Origin of the sequence: Candidatus Nitrosopumilus sp. (genome assembly GCF_040878665.1) — an archaeon.
Classification (GTDB): domain Archaea; phylum Thermoproteota; class Nitrososphaeria; order Nitrososphaerales; family Nitrosopumilaceae; genus Nitrosopumilus.
In genome coordinates this window covers 254713-269485 of sequence record NZ_JBBDLU010000007.1, presented here as the reverse complement: position 1 = coordinate 269485, position 14773 = coordinate 254713, and the positions used below count along the sequence as shown (strand labels likewise).

Below are 14773 nucleotides of genomic sequence, written 5' to 3'. Positions count from 1 at the left end.
ATTATTCTATAGAGTTCTTTCAACAAGATAAAAAAGAGGGATTAAAATCCCAATTCATATTCAATATCTTCCCATGAAAAAACTTCCTGAATCGGTCTATTAAGTTTTAATGGCGCGGGGAATATAGACAGAGCCCAAGAAATGTCACAACTATGCCTATTTTTGAAAACAATTCACAAAACAAAATTAACTTTGGGTAGACAGAGGATTAGAAATGTCACAGATCATGATGAAACTAAAAATTGCTTATGAAACCTTTTGATCCTTTTAGAAGGACTTTAGAACAAATCTTTTGTAATTTGAAGTTGAAAATATCATATTGCCCAATTCTGAAAAGAAGCAATTTTGCGGATATTGCCCAGAATACAAATGTCTCTTAGATTGTAAAATATGTAATCCTAAGATGAGGGATGGTTCTAGATGTACTTGCTAGATGTTTCATTTTATCTCTCAAGAGTAACAGATTCGAAGTACTTATGAACATCATAATTTCAATTTGAATAATTGAAAACTAAACCCGTGATAATCATCGGAATAATTGTTATTATTGCAATTTCTACAACCTACGTTTCTCTTGCATATAATCAGGAAATTAAACTAGCTACCGGAATGATAACTAGTGATGAAAATCCTCAACCTCAAAAAATCTTACCTGACCCAATTTGTTTTGTTGTGGATAGGGAAACTTCTGGTGAAACTGAAAGTGGTGTTACTCTCGATACCTGTATCTCATTAAAACAATTTGAGGAAATGGGGTGTACCAAACCAATGCTTGAGCATCTTTCCAGACACTCAAATATTTTGGATTTTGAGTCTGATGGAGGATATTATCTAGATTTTATTGGCTTACCTGATGGAATGTCTAAAGAAAAATTTGAAGAATGTTGGAATGTGATTCTTGAAAAACGTGCGACAGGAGAATTAGAAAACAAAACAGATTCGGGCTCATATGAATTAGATGAAGCATTATGTATGGGAGGTCGAGGTATGATCAAGAATGACAAATGCCAAAGAATTGGAAAATACGACATTCAAACAGGAATCCCAATAGTTGAAAACAAAGTACAATGTGATTTGTTAAATGGAACTTGGTACGATGATAAAAAATTATGTGATTCCAAATATGCTCCTATGGAATACAGATTCCAATTTGGCTATTCGTTTTTGGGATATGATGTGCCTCAAATTTGTACATATGACATGATGATCCATCTTGCTAGACACTCAAGTATGTTTGAGAATGGAGCAGAATATGGTATTGAAGACATAGGATTTGGATTTCCCCAATCAGAATTTGATATTTGTGTGGATGAACTTTTAGAATTACTTGAGGAAAAAAATGAAAACTAAAATCATCATTTTTGCATTAATTGGAACAGTCATTGTGTTTATCATTTGGTCTATGGTTGATATGACGTGTAAACCCTGCATCATTCCTCCAAACGCACCTGAAAACTATGTTTGCACATCAATTTGTAAACTAGAGCCAAGATGGGTCGACTGGTTTAGGAGTTTTACAAATACATTTTGAGGTAGAAAATGAAAACTAAGTTTCTGATAATATTTTTGATAGTATTTGGAATAATTATTTCAGGCATTGCTGTATATCTTTTTGATCAAATGTATGACTGTCTGTATCCGCCTATATGGATGAAAGATCCTCGCTCAAGTTTTAGTCATTGTTGGGAACTATTCCTAAACGGGCATCTTCCAGATTGGTCGGATGCCAGAGAAGACTATGCTGAAAAACAGGCTCACAAATTGACATTAATTGAACGTTACAAAGACAAACCAGAAGTTGTAGCATTTTATGCCAAATATGATGATGCCAACGTATCAGTACAAGATGCTCATGTATCATATTTTGCAGGAAATGATGATGATTTTCATGTTAGAATGAATCTGTATTTTGATGGCAGTTATGATCTAACTCATATGAGATTTTATTGTTGGATTGGAGATAAATTACAACATGAAGTAGCACAAGAGGATATTTTGAGCTATTTGAAAAATCCATATTGTATGACTTTATCTGAAGAAAATAGAAAATGAAATCTAGAATACTATCTTCCTTCGTAAAATTGTCACTCGTTGATTTTATCATTGTAACAATACACAAAAAATAGAGTCATTCACGCCTGAAAAACCCATTATGTCAACGAATTAAAACAATCAACGAATGTGCTAATGTTTTACAATTACAACAATCATTGTTTTACAATTACAACAATGAATGTGCTAATGTTTTACAATTACAACAATGAATGATCAAAGCATAAAGTCAATGGATGTAGTTTGGTTTTGATATTACAGACATTAAAAATAAAATAGTTTCTAAATGAAACAATATTGTTTTGCATATTATCAAAATTCATGCCTAATTTTGAAATGATTTTAATAAAACTCCGTGCCTGATTTTATAATAATATCAGAATGATTTCATAATTACGCACAAAGTATTGTTATTATCAATATTGACAAGTTTTGCAATTATAATAAAATTTTCATAATCATAATAACATTCCATAATTATAATAAAATTTTAATAAAACTTTACAGTTTATGAGTTTAGTTTTTCTGAAACTTTACTGTAAATTTTTCTAGAATCACGTTCATATTTCACATGTTACTTCGCTTTTCTTCCCGCCATCATACAGCAATATTATGGCATCAATATTACAATCAGAGATGTACGGATAATTCGTCTCTATCGTTGGATGCATCAGGTCTTCAGCAGCTGTGGAATGAGCAAGACCTAACGCATGTCCAAGCTCGTGTCGAAGTATTGTTTCAAACTGTGCCTTTGATAGTTTATCTATTTCATATATTGTAATCTCTGATTTTAATATCTGGTTTTGTGCATCATCTGCAATTGATTTTGTATACCCAGAATAGCCATCGCCATTGCTCAGAGGAGTAAGTCTTATTGTAATGGCACCTTCCCCTTTTGCTGACTCTATCAGGTTGAATTTTTTAGGAATGTAAAATTCTGTAGGATTATCAATACTCCCAAGAGCTCCTGCCCATCCTACATAATACGTGGATGTTGTACCTTTGAGACCCTTGTGTAATAGTGAGTTGTCAATCTCAATTGATTCCTCTGATAAAAGCACTTTTCTTACAATCTCTGCCATGTCAGGATATTTTTCACCGTCAAGTAAATTGACGTCAATTGTTGTTCCCTCAACTAGTCTCCATGATAGCCATGTGTCTATGGTGTCTCCTCGCAAATTCTGGATTACATAGCCTGATCGCATGTCCCCAATATTGATTATCTTGTATTGTGAGCCTACAACGCTTACCACATATGTAGAATATGCTACAAATCCTGCACTAACAATTATTGCAGATATTGCAATGATTATAAGGTTTTTTTTGGCAAGAAGGTTATTTTTCTTCTCTTCATCTTTTACGAGTTTATCTAAAAACCATTCTTCTTGTCTGTACTCTTTTTGGTTTTGATTCAATTTTGTCACGGTATCTTGTAATTCATGTACTGTCTTTTTGTCTTGTTTTATTTCGTCATTCAAAAGATCATTTAATCTTTCCAGCAATACTTTTTCTTGTTCTATCTCTTTTAGATGATGTCTGTATTCTTTATCTGATGAAATCTTATCTGCATTTTGTTTGAGAAGATCCATTATTTTTTGTTGCAGTAGATTGGTGTTTGTTATAATAATATCCAACTTTTCTTTTTGTTGCTCATTTAACTTCCCAAATTTATTTTGCATTAACATTTCCGAATATGTCTTTATCGGCACAAGTGGAGTACGCAATTCATGATTAAGTATACTTAAAAATTCTTTATCGAATTTTGTTTTATCTGAGAGTATATCACTTACAAGTTTTTCAGTAAGGATATTTGTAGATTCAAGATTGTCTATTAAATCAGGTATTTGTCTTGATTTATCTTGTTCATCACTGTTGATTATTTGTTCTAGTTTTTTCTGAAATAAAATTATTTGTTGCAGTTCATTAATAATATGATCATCCATATTGATTGTTAATGTTTGATTTGAAACTGATTCATAAAGTCAAGTAATACATCAGGATCAATTGGTTTTTTCAGTATAGCTTTTACTCCCATGGCTCTTAATTCATCTTCATATTCTCCAGAAGGAGAAGATGCTGTAAGACACACTATGTTATGATCATTTATTTTTCCATTGTTTTTTAAATGCATAACTACATCTCTGCCTGAAAATTCAGGCATTGCAAGATCAAGTAGTGTAACATCAAATTTTTGACCTTGTAAGATTTCAAGTGCATTGCGACCGTCATTTGCAACTGTACACAAATGACCTTTTTTTGTAAAATATTTTGACATTATTTTTGTAATTTCTTCATTATCGTCAACCAACAAAAAGTGCATACATTCACAATATGTGAACGATCTATTTTAAGATTTTTGATCTTCAATAGGCAGACTAATGTGAATTGTTGTGCCTGTCTTGCCATCACTTTCAAGCCTGATTGAACCTCCAAGTTTGACTATGATTTCCTTGGAGATGGCAAGCCCTAGTCCAGTCCCTCCACTTTTTCTTCTCTCTGATGTATCTATTTGATAGAATTTCTGAAACAATCCTTTTTGTTTTTCGGGAGGAATGCCTATGCCATTGTCTTTGATAGATATTGCCAATTCGTTTTCTTTTGTCTCTGCTATTATCTCAATTATGCCAGTATTTTGAGGAACAAACTTTATGGAATTTCCTATTACATTATCAAAGACTTGTCGCAGTCTTGTCTTGTCTGTGCAGATTGTAATTCCTGAAGGATATCTTGTCTTAAATGATATTTTCTTGTCAACCAAGGTGTTTTTATAAGCATGATCAAGATTGCCAAAGAATTCATCAAGTGAGACGGATTCTAAATTGAATTTCATCTTATCCATCTCTAGTTTTCTTATATCCATGATATCACTAATGAGGGATTCAAGATGTTTTGTGTTTTTTTCAACAGACTCTATTGATTCCATCTGTTCTGCATTAAGATCACCTGCCATTCCTTTTTTTAACAAATTACAATGCCATAAAATTGGCATTATTGGAGTCTTTAATTCATGAGTAACCATGGCAGAGAACTCGTCTTTTTGAATATCAACATGTTTGATTTGCTCTGTTTTTAATTCTAATTCCGAATTGCTTTGTTGTAGTCTGTTTGAGAGATGTATGTTTATATTTATTTTTCTGATCATAAAAAATCCAGACATGCTTGTGATTGCAATTATGGTGGCAATCATTCCAAATGTTTCATTTCTCAACGCAACAGACGATGCAAACACATCACCATATGGTTGAATTGACATGATTGACCATTTGTGAGTTCCAACAGATATGGTTTTAAATGCTATGATGTGATCTTTTTCATCTATGGATTTTGTTATGATGTTGACTCTATTTTCTTGTGACTGTCCATTCAAATCTAACGTAAATCTTTTGATTTCAACGTCTGGTGCTGATCTTCGAGAATCTACTACGATGTTATTATTGTGATCTACTATGAGAAAATATTCATTTTGCCCAAAATTCACATATGATAATGATCTTTGAACTGCACCAAGATCAAGTGCTCCAACAAAGATTCCATTCAAAGTTTGGTTAGCATTACTGTGTATTGGAACTGCGAAGGCTATCACATTATGATTTTCATTAGCAGAAACATAGACCTCACTTACATATGTAGAACCAGTGTTCATTGCCCCCACATACCAGTCCCTAAAAGCAAAATTCAATTGAGAAAGTTTGACCTGTGAAGAAAATGGCTCTAAAAAGTAGATATCTCCATTGGGCATGGCATAAAAAACATAATCAAGATCAAGTTTTTTATCAAACACATTTCTTGCTAATTCTCTTTTATCATGGTCTACATCTTGCGGTATGCCTTTTAACTGATCAGAGATTAAATTAGAATATGTCGGAGGTTTTGTCATTGGAAAAGTTTTACTGGTTAATTCCATTATGCCCGTAACATATTGTAATCTTAATGTAAAACGGGATGATAAAGCATCAACCTCATTTATTTTTGTTTTTGTTATTTCATCATTAATTCTTTGTATCTCATTGTGTGTGTAAATATACAGCAGTCCCACAATTGAAGCTGTGGTTAAAACCAAAACTATGACAGTTAATGTAATCTCCTTGTTCAAGTATAGCCACAATTGCGATTACTGTTACTAAACATTATGTATTGACTAGATTTAGTATGGTTGCAGTTTTGACGTTTTTTTTTGCTTTTAGTATGTCTCTTTTTGAGGAGTACAAAATCCAGAGCCATAACTATCCCAAAAATCCTTTAGAAAAGTGCAAAATCTGAGCCTCTAATATACAGAAAAGTGCAAAATCTCACTCCTAATTATATCCCACGCGCCATTAAAACTTAATAGACCGATTCAGGAAGTTTTTTCATGGGAAGAAGAAAAACCCAAAAAATTATTCGTACTGGTCCAAAAAATGCGACAACAGGAATGTGTCCTCTCTGTAAAACTATTGGTAAAATTTTCATTCTTGGCTCCCCTGGAGAAGAGCGAGCAAAATGTGAAAAATGTCGTCAAGAATTTGAATTATAAAATAATCAAAAAATCACTTAGATGATTATCTACAATTCTTTGTCATGTTTTATTTACTTGATAATATGTAGAAAATGACCAGATCGGAATCGATCAAGCATGGTTTTTTCCCTTCTTCCTATTACCAAATCATTCTTACACCTTTTGAATGTCAGTGAACCATGAACAACAGATTCCAGCAGTTCCTAATATAATCTCTAATTCTATGGAATCTCTATTAAAAATGACTAGTGACATCATGATCAAGATTAAACAACAAACAATGGAGACATCCAAATGAATTTTGAAAATCAAATCAGTTTGTTTGATAACGAATCTGACACTGCAATGTACAAGCACAAGCTTGTTCTTGAAAAAATACAAAATGAATTAATTAATTTTGGACTCACAAAAAGTCAGGCCAAAGTATTCATTTACCTAGGTAAATATGGTTCTAAAACAGCTTCTGAGGTGTCTAAGGCATTACAATTGCCAAGAACTGAAACGTATCATCTTGTAAATTCTCTACAAAGTTTAGGACTAGTTATTGCAGAATTGTCCCATCCTACAAAATACACTGCTATGGATATGAAGGAGGCAATTACTACATTGGTTAAACAACAACAAGAAAAAATAGACTCTTTAGCAATAAAAGAAGAATCTTTATCAGAAATGTGGAAAGAGATTCCATTTTTTGCAATAGAAACAGATGAATCAAAATCTGAAAAAATGCAATTGTTACATGGGACAGGACCAATCAATAACAAAATCAAAGAAATGATAAGGTCTAGCATTGAAGATTTTAGAATTTATGGAAGTTTGGCAGATATTCACAGAATGTATTATTCAGATGTTTTTGATTGGACAAAAGAATCTCCCACAGAATTAAAAATAGTTGTTACATCATTATCAAAAATTCCTGATTTTTTTTCAGATTTTCATGAAGAAATCAAAGTTTGTCAAACAGGTTCTGAAAACAAATGTTTTATAATTAATGATAAAAAAGAAGTTCTCATCTTTATGCGTAATGCAAACCACCCAACAAGGCAAATCTTTGCATGGTGGTCTGATTCTGAAACTCTAGTGGATATGATGAGTTCATTATTTGAATTGTCTTGGGAAAAAGGCGATAAATTCATTCAATAAGCATTCACAAATTTTGAAAAATACGCCATTAAGCGTCATCTTAGCTTTTCTGAGGTCAATTTTTTTTATTAAGAGCATAAAATGTGGATACGCTAACTTTTTAAGACAATTTTTTCCTGATAGATAATCATGAGTTCAGAAGCTGAAACCATCTATGAACGAGTTGCAAAACTCGAAGACGAAATTGCCTTACTTCGCAGTGAAGTTGATATTCTCAAACGTGCACTAAGAAATAAAATCGCTCGTCATGAAATATCGATGATCAAGAAAGGATCTGATGTAGAGTCTATAATTGATTAATTTTTTGTCTTTATACTTCTAATTAATTCCAAAATATAGTCTACGTCTTCTGCATTTGGATTGAGTTCCAAATATTTATTCAAATATTTCAAAGCGCTTTCGTAATTTAGTAGCCTCTCTTCTATAATCCCCTTGTCTCTGATGTCTTCTGATGATTCGTCTTCCATTGCTAAAACCATGTTTACACATCGCATTGCTTTCTCGTAAACAAATGACTGTACATAGGAATTTTTCAAATTACGTGCAAGTCTAACTAGAATCTGCTCTGGTTTTACTTCATCAAGGAATTCTGGTTGGAATTCTAACTGTCCTCCAAAATTAGTATCTAAAATGTCTTGCAAGTCATCTACATCTAATAAACGTCCATCATAAAATGGATCTAGAATCATCTCTTCATTATATTTCACTAACACGTGACTTGGAAATCCAACAATTTTAAGATCTAACCCAATAAATTTTGCAATCTCTGCATAAAGTATTGAAATCGTGATGGGAAGACCTGTTTTCTTATCAATAACTTCATTTAGAAAATTATTTTTTGGATTATAGTAATCGTCATCATCTCCACTAAAACCCAAGTTTTCAAACAGATGTTCGTTTAACATTGATATCAGATACGTTGGATTTTTTACATCACTGATTGTTTCTTTCAGAGATTTTCCAATTTGATTTATTTTTTTGATATATTCATCAACATTCAGATCTGGGTATTCCAAAATTTGTGCAAATTTTAGACATTTTTCAACCAAGTTAAAATTTGGATTTTTTACAAATGAAAGCCATTCTGCAACTAATGGATCAAATTGTTCTTCCAATATCACATACTCAGTTTTTTGAGGTATAGTTGAGGTTCTTTTAACTCTCTAGTGTTTGGAGGGATTTCAATCATTTTTTTGAAGGTATTCTTACCTAGTTTTTCATATATTGCTTTTGTAAAGTCCTTACCCATGCTTTTTCTAACCTGATACGATGAAAAATCAGTCCCAACAAATGCTGTAAGATAGTTTTGAAAATCTTGATCATCTTTTAAGATATGTTCAATTGCAAAAGCAGCCATGCCCTCCATTACAGTAAACGTTGCATGATGTTGTTGAATTGGAACTAGCCATTTTTTGTAAATCTCTAAAAGCTCTGGAATTGCCTCTCCAATCTTTGGGTCTATTTCTACATGTGTAAATGTCATTACATCTGGGCCGATTTGTTCAATTAAGAAATGATCCGGATTCAAAAAGAAAAACAAATTAGCTTTTTTTGCAATTGGAAAATCGTCTGGCACTATTTGTAGTTGACAATATTCTGATAACTTGTTAACTGTTTCAGCATCTAATCCTAAGATGATTTTTGCCAGTTCTTCATTTATTTTATTTACTTGCATTGCAGCATTCTTGTTAACTTGTTGAAGATTTTCTTGTGCAGAATGAATTAGTTCTTCAAGTACAGTCATTTTTACCGCTCCAAAATACCCTGAATTTACATCATCAAATCTTGATTCATAAGGCTCTCCTTGTTTATGTAGAATTATTTGTGGGTATCTTGATAAAATGAACTTGTTCAAATAAATCACAGAGTCAAGATAATCACCATACGTTGTTGTGATTTTAGAAATGTATTGAATTGCATATGTTGAATATACTAAATATTTTGCAGTGTCTTGCTGCATTAGCTCTGCAATTTTTTTCAAATCTTCTTTTGCAACTGCATGAAATAGTTCTTTAACAAACTCTTTTGATTCTTTGTCTGCAAATACTTTGTTTCCTTTAACTCGTTTTAATTCTTCTAACTCTGGAAATTTTAACACTATGTTTTCTGGAACTTTTACTCCGAGAAATTCTTCTACTTTATTTTTAAAATCTGATAATACTGAATTTGCAATCTCATCTAATTCCTTGAATTGCACTTTGTTGGTAATGTCTTCCTTAGCTTTTGCTGCTAGCCCCATGATCTCCTTTTCTTCGTTTAATTCCACTGATAATTGTCCAAATAACGCCTCAGCAAATTCTTGAAATTCTCCCAATTTGCATAAAATTCAAAAACACTCCATTTAAGATTAACTTGTTTTTCTTATCAAAGAAATTATTAATTCAAAAATTATTCTTCTGTTATCTGAAAATGTTAGAATCAAGTCTTGAATTTTTGAGATGCGTTAGATGTTGCTCAAAATTAGAATTAAACACATTCAAGTATGATAGAGAAGTTATGGAGGGAATTTTAGAATGTAAAAAATGTAATGCACAATTCCCAATCATAGAAAAAATTCCTATAATGTGGGATGATTTTTCGCTTTATCTCTCCTCACGTAAAAAATTGGGTGGACAGATATACCAACTAATTGAAAATTCCACTCTAAAACAATTTTGTAAATCTTCTTTATCCAAAATCAATCAAATTAATGATGACAGAACTGATCTCGAAGAACGTTGGTCCAACATATATCAAAATAGCAAATCCTCAAAATTTTATTCACACATACAAAAAAATCTTGACTTTGCAAAAAAATCTGATCTCGTTTTAGAGTATGGTTGCTCAATTGGAATTATGACTTCTGTTCTAGCCCAATCTCATACAATGGTGTTTGGTGTTGATAGATCATTTACAGCATTAAGATTTGCAAAAAAATCCTGTCATGATAATCTTGATTATATTGTGTCTGATTTTTTATCTCCAGTATTTGGAAAATTACAATTTGATCTTGTCCTTGCTCTAAATGTTTTAGAATTAGTTGAACCTATAAAATTTTTAACTGCTGTATCAAAACAAATATCTTCTGGATATTTTGTAATCTCTGATCCGTATGACTTTGATAGGGGTATACATTCCGTCAAAAAAATCCTTAATGAAACAGAATTACGCACAAATTTAGAGAATTTAGGATTTAAAATCATGCCTAACACAAAAACACCCTCGTACATTGCTTGGAATTTAAAACTAAATCCCCGCACTACGTTAAACTACAAAGTTGATTTAGTGTGCTCTAAAAAATAATTTTTATTTATTTTAGGTTGATAACAAAAATATCTTTAAAGAAGAACAATCAAATATCAAAACATCCTTACGAATAATATGGCATCAATCATAATAATTCCAATCATACTTGTAATGATTATTGGATTATCTGGATATCTTGTATACCGATTTGTACTATATGATTTGTTTTGTAAAAGATCTGTAAATCAATCTCTTAAAAAATATAATATAAAAAAAACCCCTTCTCAAATTATTAAAGAATATTATGATATCAAAGGAGAGAAAATTTCACATCAAGAAATTCAAAATCTTGAGAAAAATTATAGACAGAATGAACCTGATCAATTTCTTATAATGTATGATGTAATAAGGGATAATCAGAAAAACAAAGAAAACGACTAAGTATTTTCTAAATAATCTAAGGGGTTGTTGGTATTGAAATGAATGGTGTCCCACCTTCACCTACAACTAGAGGTAATTTTCCATCCCATGCTTGAGTCTTTAACCATTCTAAATAATTTGGATTTGTTGCTAATGCTTCATTGATAATTGCAATTGCTGCTGCTTCACCTCTGGCTTCAGCAATGTTTGCTGCTGCAAGACCTTCGGCATGAGCTTCTAATTGTCTTGCTTCTACTTCTATTCTGACTAAATCATTTTCTGCTTTTTGTGCCTTTTGCTCTGCTTCTACTTTAGATTCAATGGCTTGAGCAAATAATACAGAAAATTGGAAATCGGTAATTGAAATGACATCTGTTAAGATGTTGTATTCTAGAAGACGGGTAGTAATTTCAGATTCTATATCTGATTTAACTTGAGGTCGTTTTGTGATTAATTCTGCAGCATTATAGTTGGCTGTAACCTGTTTTACTACTTCCTCTACTGCTGGTGAAATAACTCTATTTTCATAATCTAATCCTACTTCTTTGTATAGTGTATGAATTGAGTTTGGAGATGGTCTATAGTTTACTGTTACTTCTGTTGATACCGTCTGAAGATCTTTTGATGCAGAAGATGTCGCCTTGATAAATTTCAGTGTTCTAACTTCCATGTTTACAACACTATCTTGAAATGGAACCACAAAATGAAGCCCTTCTTCTAGAGGTGGAAAGTTAGTATCAACTGCACTCCAATGAAGTAAAACCCCCCTATTTCCAGATTCGACAATTTGAACTGAAGAAGCTGCCACAACACCGATGATAATTAACAAAACAATTCCAATTAAAACTCCTTTCGCAGCCCCAACGTTTACTTTAACTTTAGGAGATTGATACTTTGACAATATACCTAGTGATTACCCTACCACTATTATACCAATCTACTGAGGAAATCATTTGGAATTAGTGTCTATTAACAAATTTATGTTAATTCGTATTACAAAAAACATGGCAGATCCCAATTTTTCTTGGATTTATCTTGTAATTTTTTTAGCAATTCCGTTAGCAAGAATAATTCCTAGATTATTAACCAAATATGGAATTGGTAATTTTAAACCTCAAAAAATACAAGAAAAATTATCTCAGTCAAATTTTAACGAATCTTACCAAAAACCACAAGTTGAGTCTTCAAAGCCTCAAACAAAAAACAGTCTTGTATTGGGTGCCTTACACAGAGGCTCAAAAACATTTGAAAGTATTCAAAAAAACACTGGATTGGATAACAAAGAACTTGATGCTATACTGGAAGATTTAGAGATAACTGGTATGTTGAAGGTAATCCAAAAACAAGGATTATTTGGTTCTAGAATTGAACTCCATCCTACTGATAAGGGATTCAAAGAATATTATTCTTAAATATATTGAGCACAAAATTTTATTTTATGTCTCATTAATACAGTATGTGCAAGGAACAAATTCTTTGTTTTTTGCTTGACTAAGAGTATCTGGTGTAAAATATATTTTATTTTCTTTTTTTATATAATATATCAAACATTCCTTTGTCATCTGTGCTAGATGATGTACGATTCCATTTGATTTATCACCAAGATATCCTGCCATATGCGCTATTGTAAATTTTCAATACAATGAATGCAACTAGCATATCCTTCAGCATTTGCTTGTTCAAATGTATCTGGAATAAAGTATCTTTTATGCACAATTTTAATTTCATCCATTTGACAATTTTCTTTCTGATTTTCTAAATTATGAACTTGTTGTTTGTTGTTATCTCCCAAGTAGTTTACCATATCTACATAGAAACTAACAAGCCATATGTACTTGCGCATGATGACTAATCGTGATAAAAAGTCTATCGAAAACAAGGCATAAACTCTGTCAAATACGCCAGTATATACCAGAGAGAATCTAGTAATAGTATGTTTAAAAAAATTATTGAAAAACTGAGATCTGGTTCTTCTAAAACCAAAATTTCAAATGATGTAAATTCGTTCAAAGAATCCGAAAAGAAACAAGAGGATTTAACAAAATAAAATGAAATACAATTGTAGACAATGTAACTTCAAATGGGATGGAAATTCAGACACTTTTTCCAAAGTCTTAACTCATGAAAAAACCCATGAAAAGAAAACCCATGATTGATATGTTGATTTGTAATAAATGCTATAATGAACATCATGATCAATGTATGGGAAAAGCTGGTATGTATGATTGTACCTGTAAATGTTTCATAAAATGATTAATCCTGTCTAGAAAATGAGTTTCTAGTTGTTTTACTATGTGATTTCCAATCTGTCTACTTTATCTTTTTATCTCTCATACTGGTTGATAATTTCATGAATGGTACAAGCTGTGATAACTGCTTTACAGGATATAGGCCAGGACAGTTAGTTTCTTGTGATTCCTGTGGTTCTGAATTCTGTGACAGCTGCATCAAAAATCATAAACATTGATTATTGATTTAACTAAGAATTTGATTTTATCTGTCTTATTTTTCAAATTACACGCACTTATTTTCTAAATATGTTTTTCACATTTTCTACAATTATTTGACATCACAAACAATCTCAAATGTTTAATCTCTCAATTGAGAATCAATTCTACTCTTAATATGGAACAATCTTTGATTTTTTTTAATGGATCTTAATAGAATTCTGGTACCAGTTGATGGTTCAAAAAAATCTTTTCAAGCTTTAGACAGAGCAATAACTCTTGCAGGGTTTACACATGGACAAGTAACATGCATTCATGTAATTCCCCACGTTTTAGAAGGTGGTCCTAGAACAAAGGCATTTGATAAGCAACTTAAAGAAGATGGAGAGATTGTTCTGAAAAAGGCATCTACACATGCAGGAAATAAGAATATTAAATTTACCACAAAACTACTGAGAGGTTCACCTAGTCATGTCACATTACATATGGCAAAATCTGGAAAGTTTGATCATATAGTTATGAGTACTACTGGTGCTGGCTCTGCATCAGGCGATATGATTGGAAGTGTCTCAAATTACATCATACAAAAATCTAAAATTCCTGTATATCTGGTCAAGTAATTTTTGTGATCCTATCTGATTTACATTCAATTTTAAAACAAACCAATTATTATCAGAAATAATCTATGCATCTTTATTTACTCTGAACAGGATTTAATGTATGCAAGCTTATGTTTTGTTAAACTGTGTTACTGGAAGGGAAACTACAATAATTTCCGAATTCAAAGAAATGCCTGAAATAACTGAAATCAATGGTGTTTGGGGAAAATACGATATATTTCTAAAGATTGCCACTACCGATCCTGATGGTGTGGATACAATTGTCAAGAGATTACGAAATCATCCTGACATCGAGTCTACCTATACCATGCATGTGTTGTATGGACAAGGCGGAACAATAGATCGTAATCCCAACTAACACACTCTAGTCA

18 protein-coding genes are annotated in these 14773 nt (G+C 31.8%); 11 read left to right on the top strand and 7 right to left on the bottom strand.

Annotated elements, in window-relative coordinates; genetic code table 11:
- Positions 1 to 504 precede the first annotated feature (504 nt).
- Genes WDZ98_RS07930 through WDZ98_RS07920 form a run of 3 tightly spaced genes read left to right on the top strand, consistent with a single transcriptional unit; the run spans position 505 to position 2052 of the window.
- On the top strand, positions 505 to 1350 hold the full coding sequence (locus WDZ98_RS07930) for a hypothetical protein (RefSeq protein ID WP_368060962.1): 846 nt from the start codon (positions 505 to 507) through the stop codon (positions 1348 to 1350).
- Positions 1340 to 1531, top strand: coding sequence for a hypothetical protein (locus tag WDZ98_RS07925; protein ID WP_368059509.1), 192 nt, complete (start codon positions 1340 to 1342; stop codon positions 1529 to 1531). Before WDZ98_RS07930 ends, WDZ98_RS07925 begins: the two co-directional genes overlap by 11 nt.
- Before the next feature lie 8 nt (positions 1532 to 1539).
- Positions 1540 to 2052 (top strand): hypothetical protein, encoded by a 513-nt coding sequence (locus WDZ98_RS07920; protein ID WP_368059511.1) that lies wholly within the window; start codon positions 1540 to 1542, stop codon positions 2050 to 2052.
- 560 nt (positions 2053 to 2612) lie between these two features.
- Here WDZ98_RS07920 and WDZ98_RS07915 read toward each other — a convergent pair.
- From WDZ98_RS07915 to WDZ98_RS07905, 3 genes are read right to left on the bottom strand one after another with little or no spacing between them, the layout of a single operon-like run.
- Positions 2613 to 3995: a histidine kinase dimerization/phospho-acceptor domain-containing protein gene (locus WDZ98_RS07915; RefSeq protein ID WP_368059513.1), complete on the bottom strand. Its 1383-nt coding sequence runs from the start codon at positions 3993 to 3995 to the stop codon at positions 2613 to 2615.
- Positions 3996 to 4003: 8 nt separating this feature from the next.
- On the bottom strand, positions 4004 to 4372 hold the full coding sequence (locus WDZ98_RS07910) for a response regulator (protein WP_368059515.1): 369 nt from the start codon (positions 4370 to 4372) through the stop codon (positions 4004 to 4006).
- Between the two features lie 27 nt (positions 4373 to 4399).
- Complete coding sequence (locus tag WDZ98_RS07905) at positions 4400 to 6145, bottom strand: ATP-binding protein (RefSeq protein ID WP_368059517.1); 1746 nt, start codon at positions 6143 to 6145, stop codon at positions 4400 to 4402.
- 258 nt (positions 6146 to 6403) lie between these two features.
- On the opposite strand from WDZ98_RS07905, the gene WDZ98_RS07900 reads away from it, so the two are divergent.
- From WDZ98_RS07900 to WDZ98_RS07890, 3 genes are all read left to right on the top strand, one after another.
- Complete coding sequence (locus tag WDZ98_RS07900) at positions 6404 to 6565, top strand: hypothetical protein (RefSeq protein ID WP_014965662.1); 162 nt, start codon at positions 6404 to 6406, stop codon at positions 6563 to 6565.
- 276 nt (positions 6566 to 6841) lie between these two features.
- Positions 6842 to 7690 carry a TrmB family transcriptional regulator gene (locus WDZ98_RS07895; protein ID WP_368059519.1) on the top strand — a complete coding sequence of 283 codons (849 nt, stop codon included), beginning with the start codon at positions 6842 to 6844 and terminating at the stop codon, positions 7688 to 7690.
- 129 nt (positions 7691 to 7819) lie between these two features.
- The gene (locus WDZ98_RS07890) at positions 7820 to 7990 is read left to right on the top strand and encodes a hypothetical protein (RefSeq protein ID WP_368059521.1); all 171 of its coding nucleotides are present in this window, start codon (positions 7820 to 7822) and stop codon (positions 7988 to 7990) included.
- Here the strand turns inward: WDZ98_RS07890 and WDZ98_RS07885 are convergent.
- Together WDZ98_RS07885 and WDZ98_RS07880 are read right to left on the bottom strand one after the other, a co-directional pair.
- Positions 7987 to 8805, bottom strand: a complete 819-nt coding sequence (locus tag WDZ98_RS07885; protein WP_368059523.1) for a SirB1 family protein — start codon at positions 8803 to 8805, stop codon at positions 7987 to 7989. The two genes, WDZ98_RS07890 and WDZ98_RS07885, sit on opposite strands and share 4 nt — an antisense overlap.
- A 2-nt stretch (positions 8806 to 8807) precedes the next feature.
- Positions 8808 to 10004, bottom strand: coding sequence for a hypothetical protein (locus WDZ98_RS07880; protein ID WP_368059525.1), 1197 nt, complete (start codon positions 10002 to 10004; stop codon positions 8808 to 8810).
- A gap of 95 nt (positions 10005 to 10099) precedes the next feature.
- Here WDZ98_RS07880 and WDZ98_RS07875 point away from each other — a divergent pair, with 95 nt between their 5' ends.
- Entirely contained in the window at positions 10100 to 10972 is an 873-nt protein-coding gene (locus tag WDZ98_RS07875) for a methyltransferase domain-containing protein (protein WP_368059527.1), read from the top strand.
- Positions 10973 to 11050: 78 nt separating this feature from the next.
- A complete protein-coding gene (locus WDZ98_RS07870) occupies positions 11051 to 11356 on the top strand; it encodes a hypothetical protein (protein WP_368059529.1) in 306 nt (101 codons plus the stop codon).
- Between the two features lie 16 nt (positions 11357 to 11372).
- Here WDZ98_RS07870 and WDZ98_RS07865 read toward each other — a convergent pair whose 3' ends face one another.
- Positions 11373 to 12236: a prohibitin family protein gene (locus WDZ98_RS07865; protein ID WP_368059531.1), complete on the bottom strand. Its 864-nt coding sequence runs from the start codon at positions 12234 to 12236 to the stop codon at positions 11373 to 11375.
- Positions 12237 to 12339: 103 nt separating this feature from the next.
- On the opposite strand from WDZ98_RS07865, the gene WDZ98_RS07860 reads away from it, so the two are divergent.
- A complete protein-coding gene (locus WDZ98_RS07860) occupies positions 12340 to 12747 on the top strand; it encodes a hypothetical protein (RefSeq protein WP_368059533.1) in 408 nt (135 codons plus the stop codon).
- A gap of 209 nt (positions 12748 to 12956) precedes the next feature.
- Here the strand turns inward: WDZ98_RS07860 and WDZ98_RS07855 are convergent, their stop codons facing one another.
- Positions 12957 to 13139: a hypothetical protein gene (locus WDZ98_RS07855; RefSeq protein ID WP_368060960.1), complete on the bottom strand. Its 183-nt coding sequence runs from the start codon at positions 13137 to 13139 to the stop codon at positions 12957 to 12959.
- Between the two features lie 846 nt (positions 13140 to 13985).
- On the opposite strand from WDZ98_RS07855, the gene WDZ98_RS07850 reads away from it, so the two are divergent.
- Positions 13986 to 14402: a universal stress protein gene (locus tag WDZ98_RS07850; protein ID WP_368059537.1), complete on the top strand. Its 417-nt coding sequence runs from the start codon at positions 13986 to 13988 to the stop codon at positions 14400 to 14402.
- A 100-nt stretch (positions 14403 to 14502) separates the two neighbouring features.
- Positions 14503 to 14760 (top strand): Lrp/AsnC ligand binding domain-containing protein, encoded by a 258-nt coding sequence (locus WDZ98_RS07845; RefSeq protein WP_368059539.1) that lies wholly within the window; start codon positions 14503 to 14505, stop codon positions 14758 to 14760.
- Positions 14761 to 14773 lie beyond the last annotated feature (13 nt).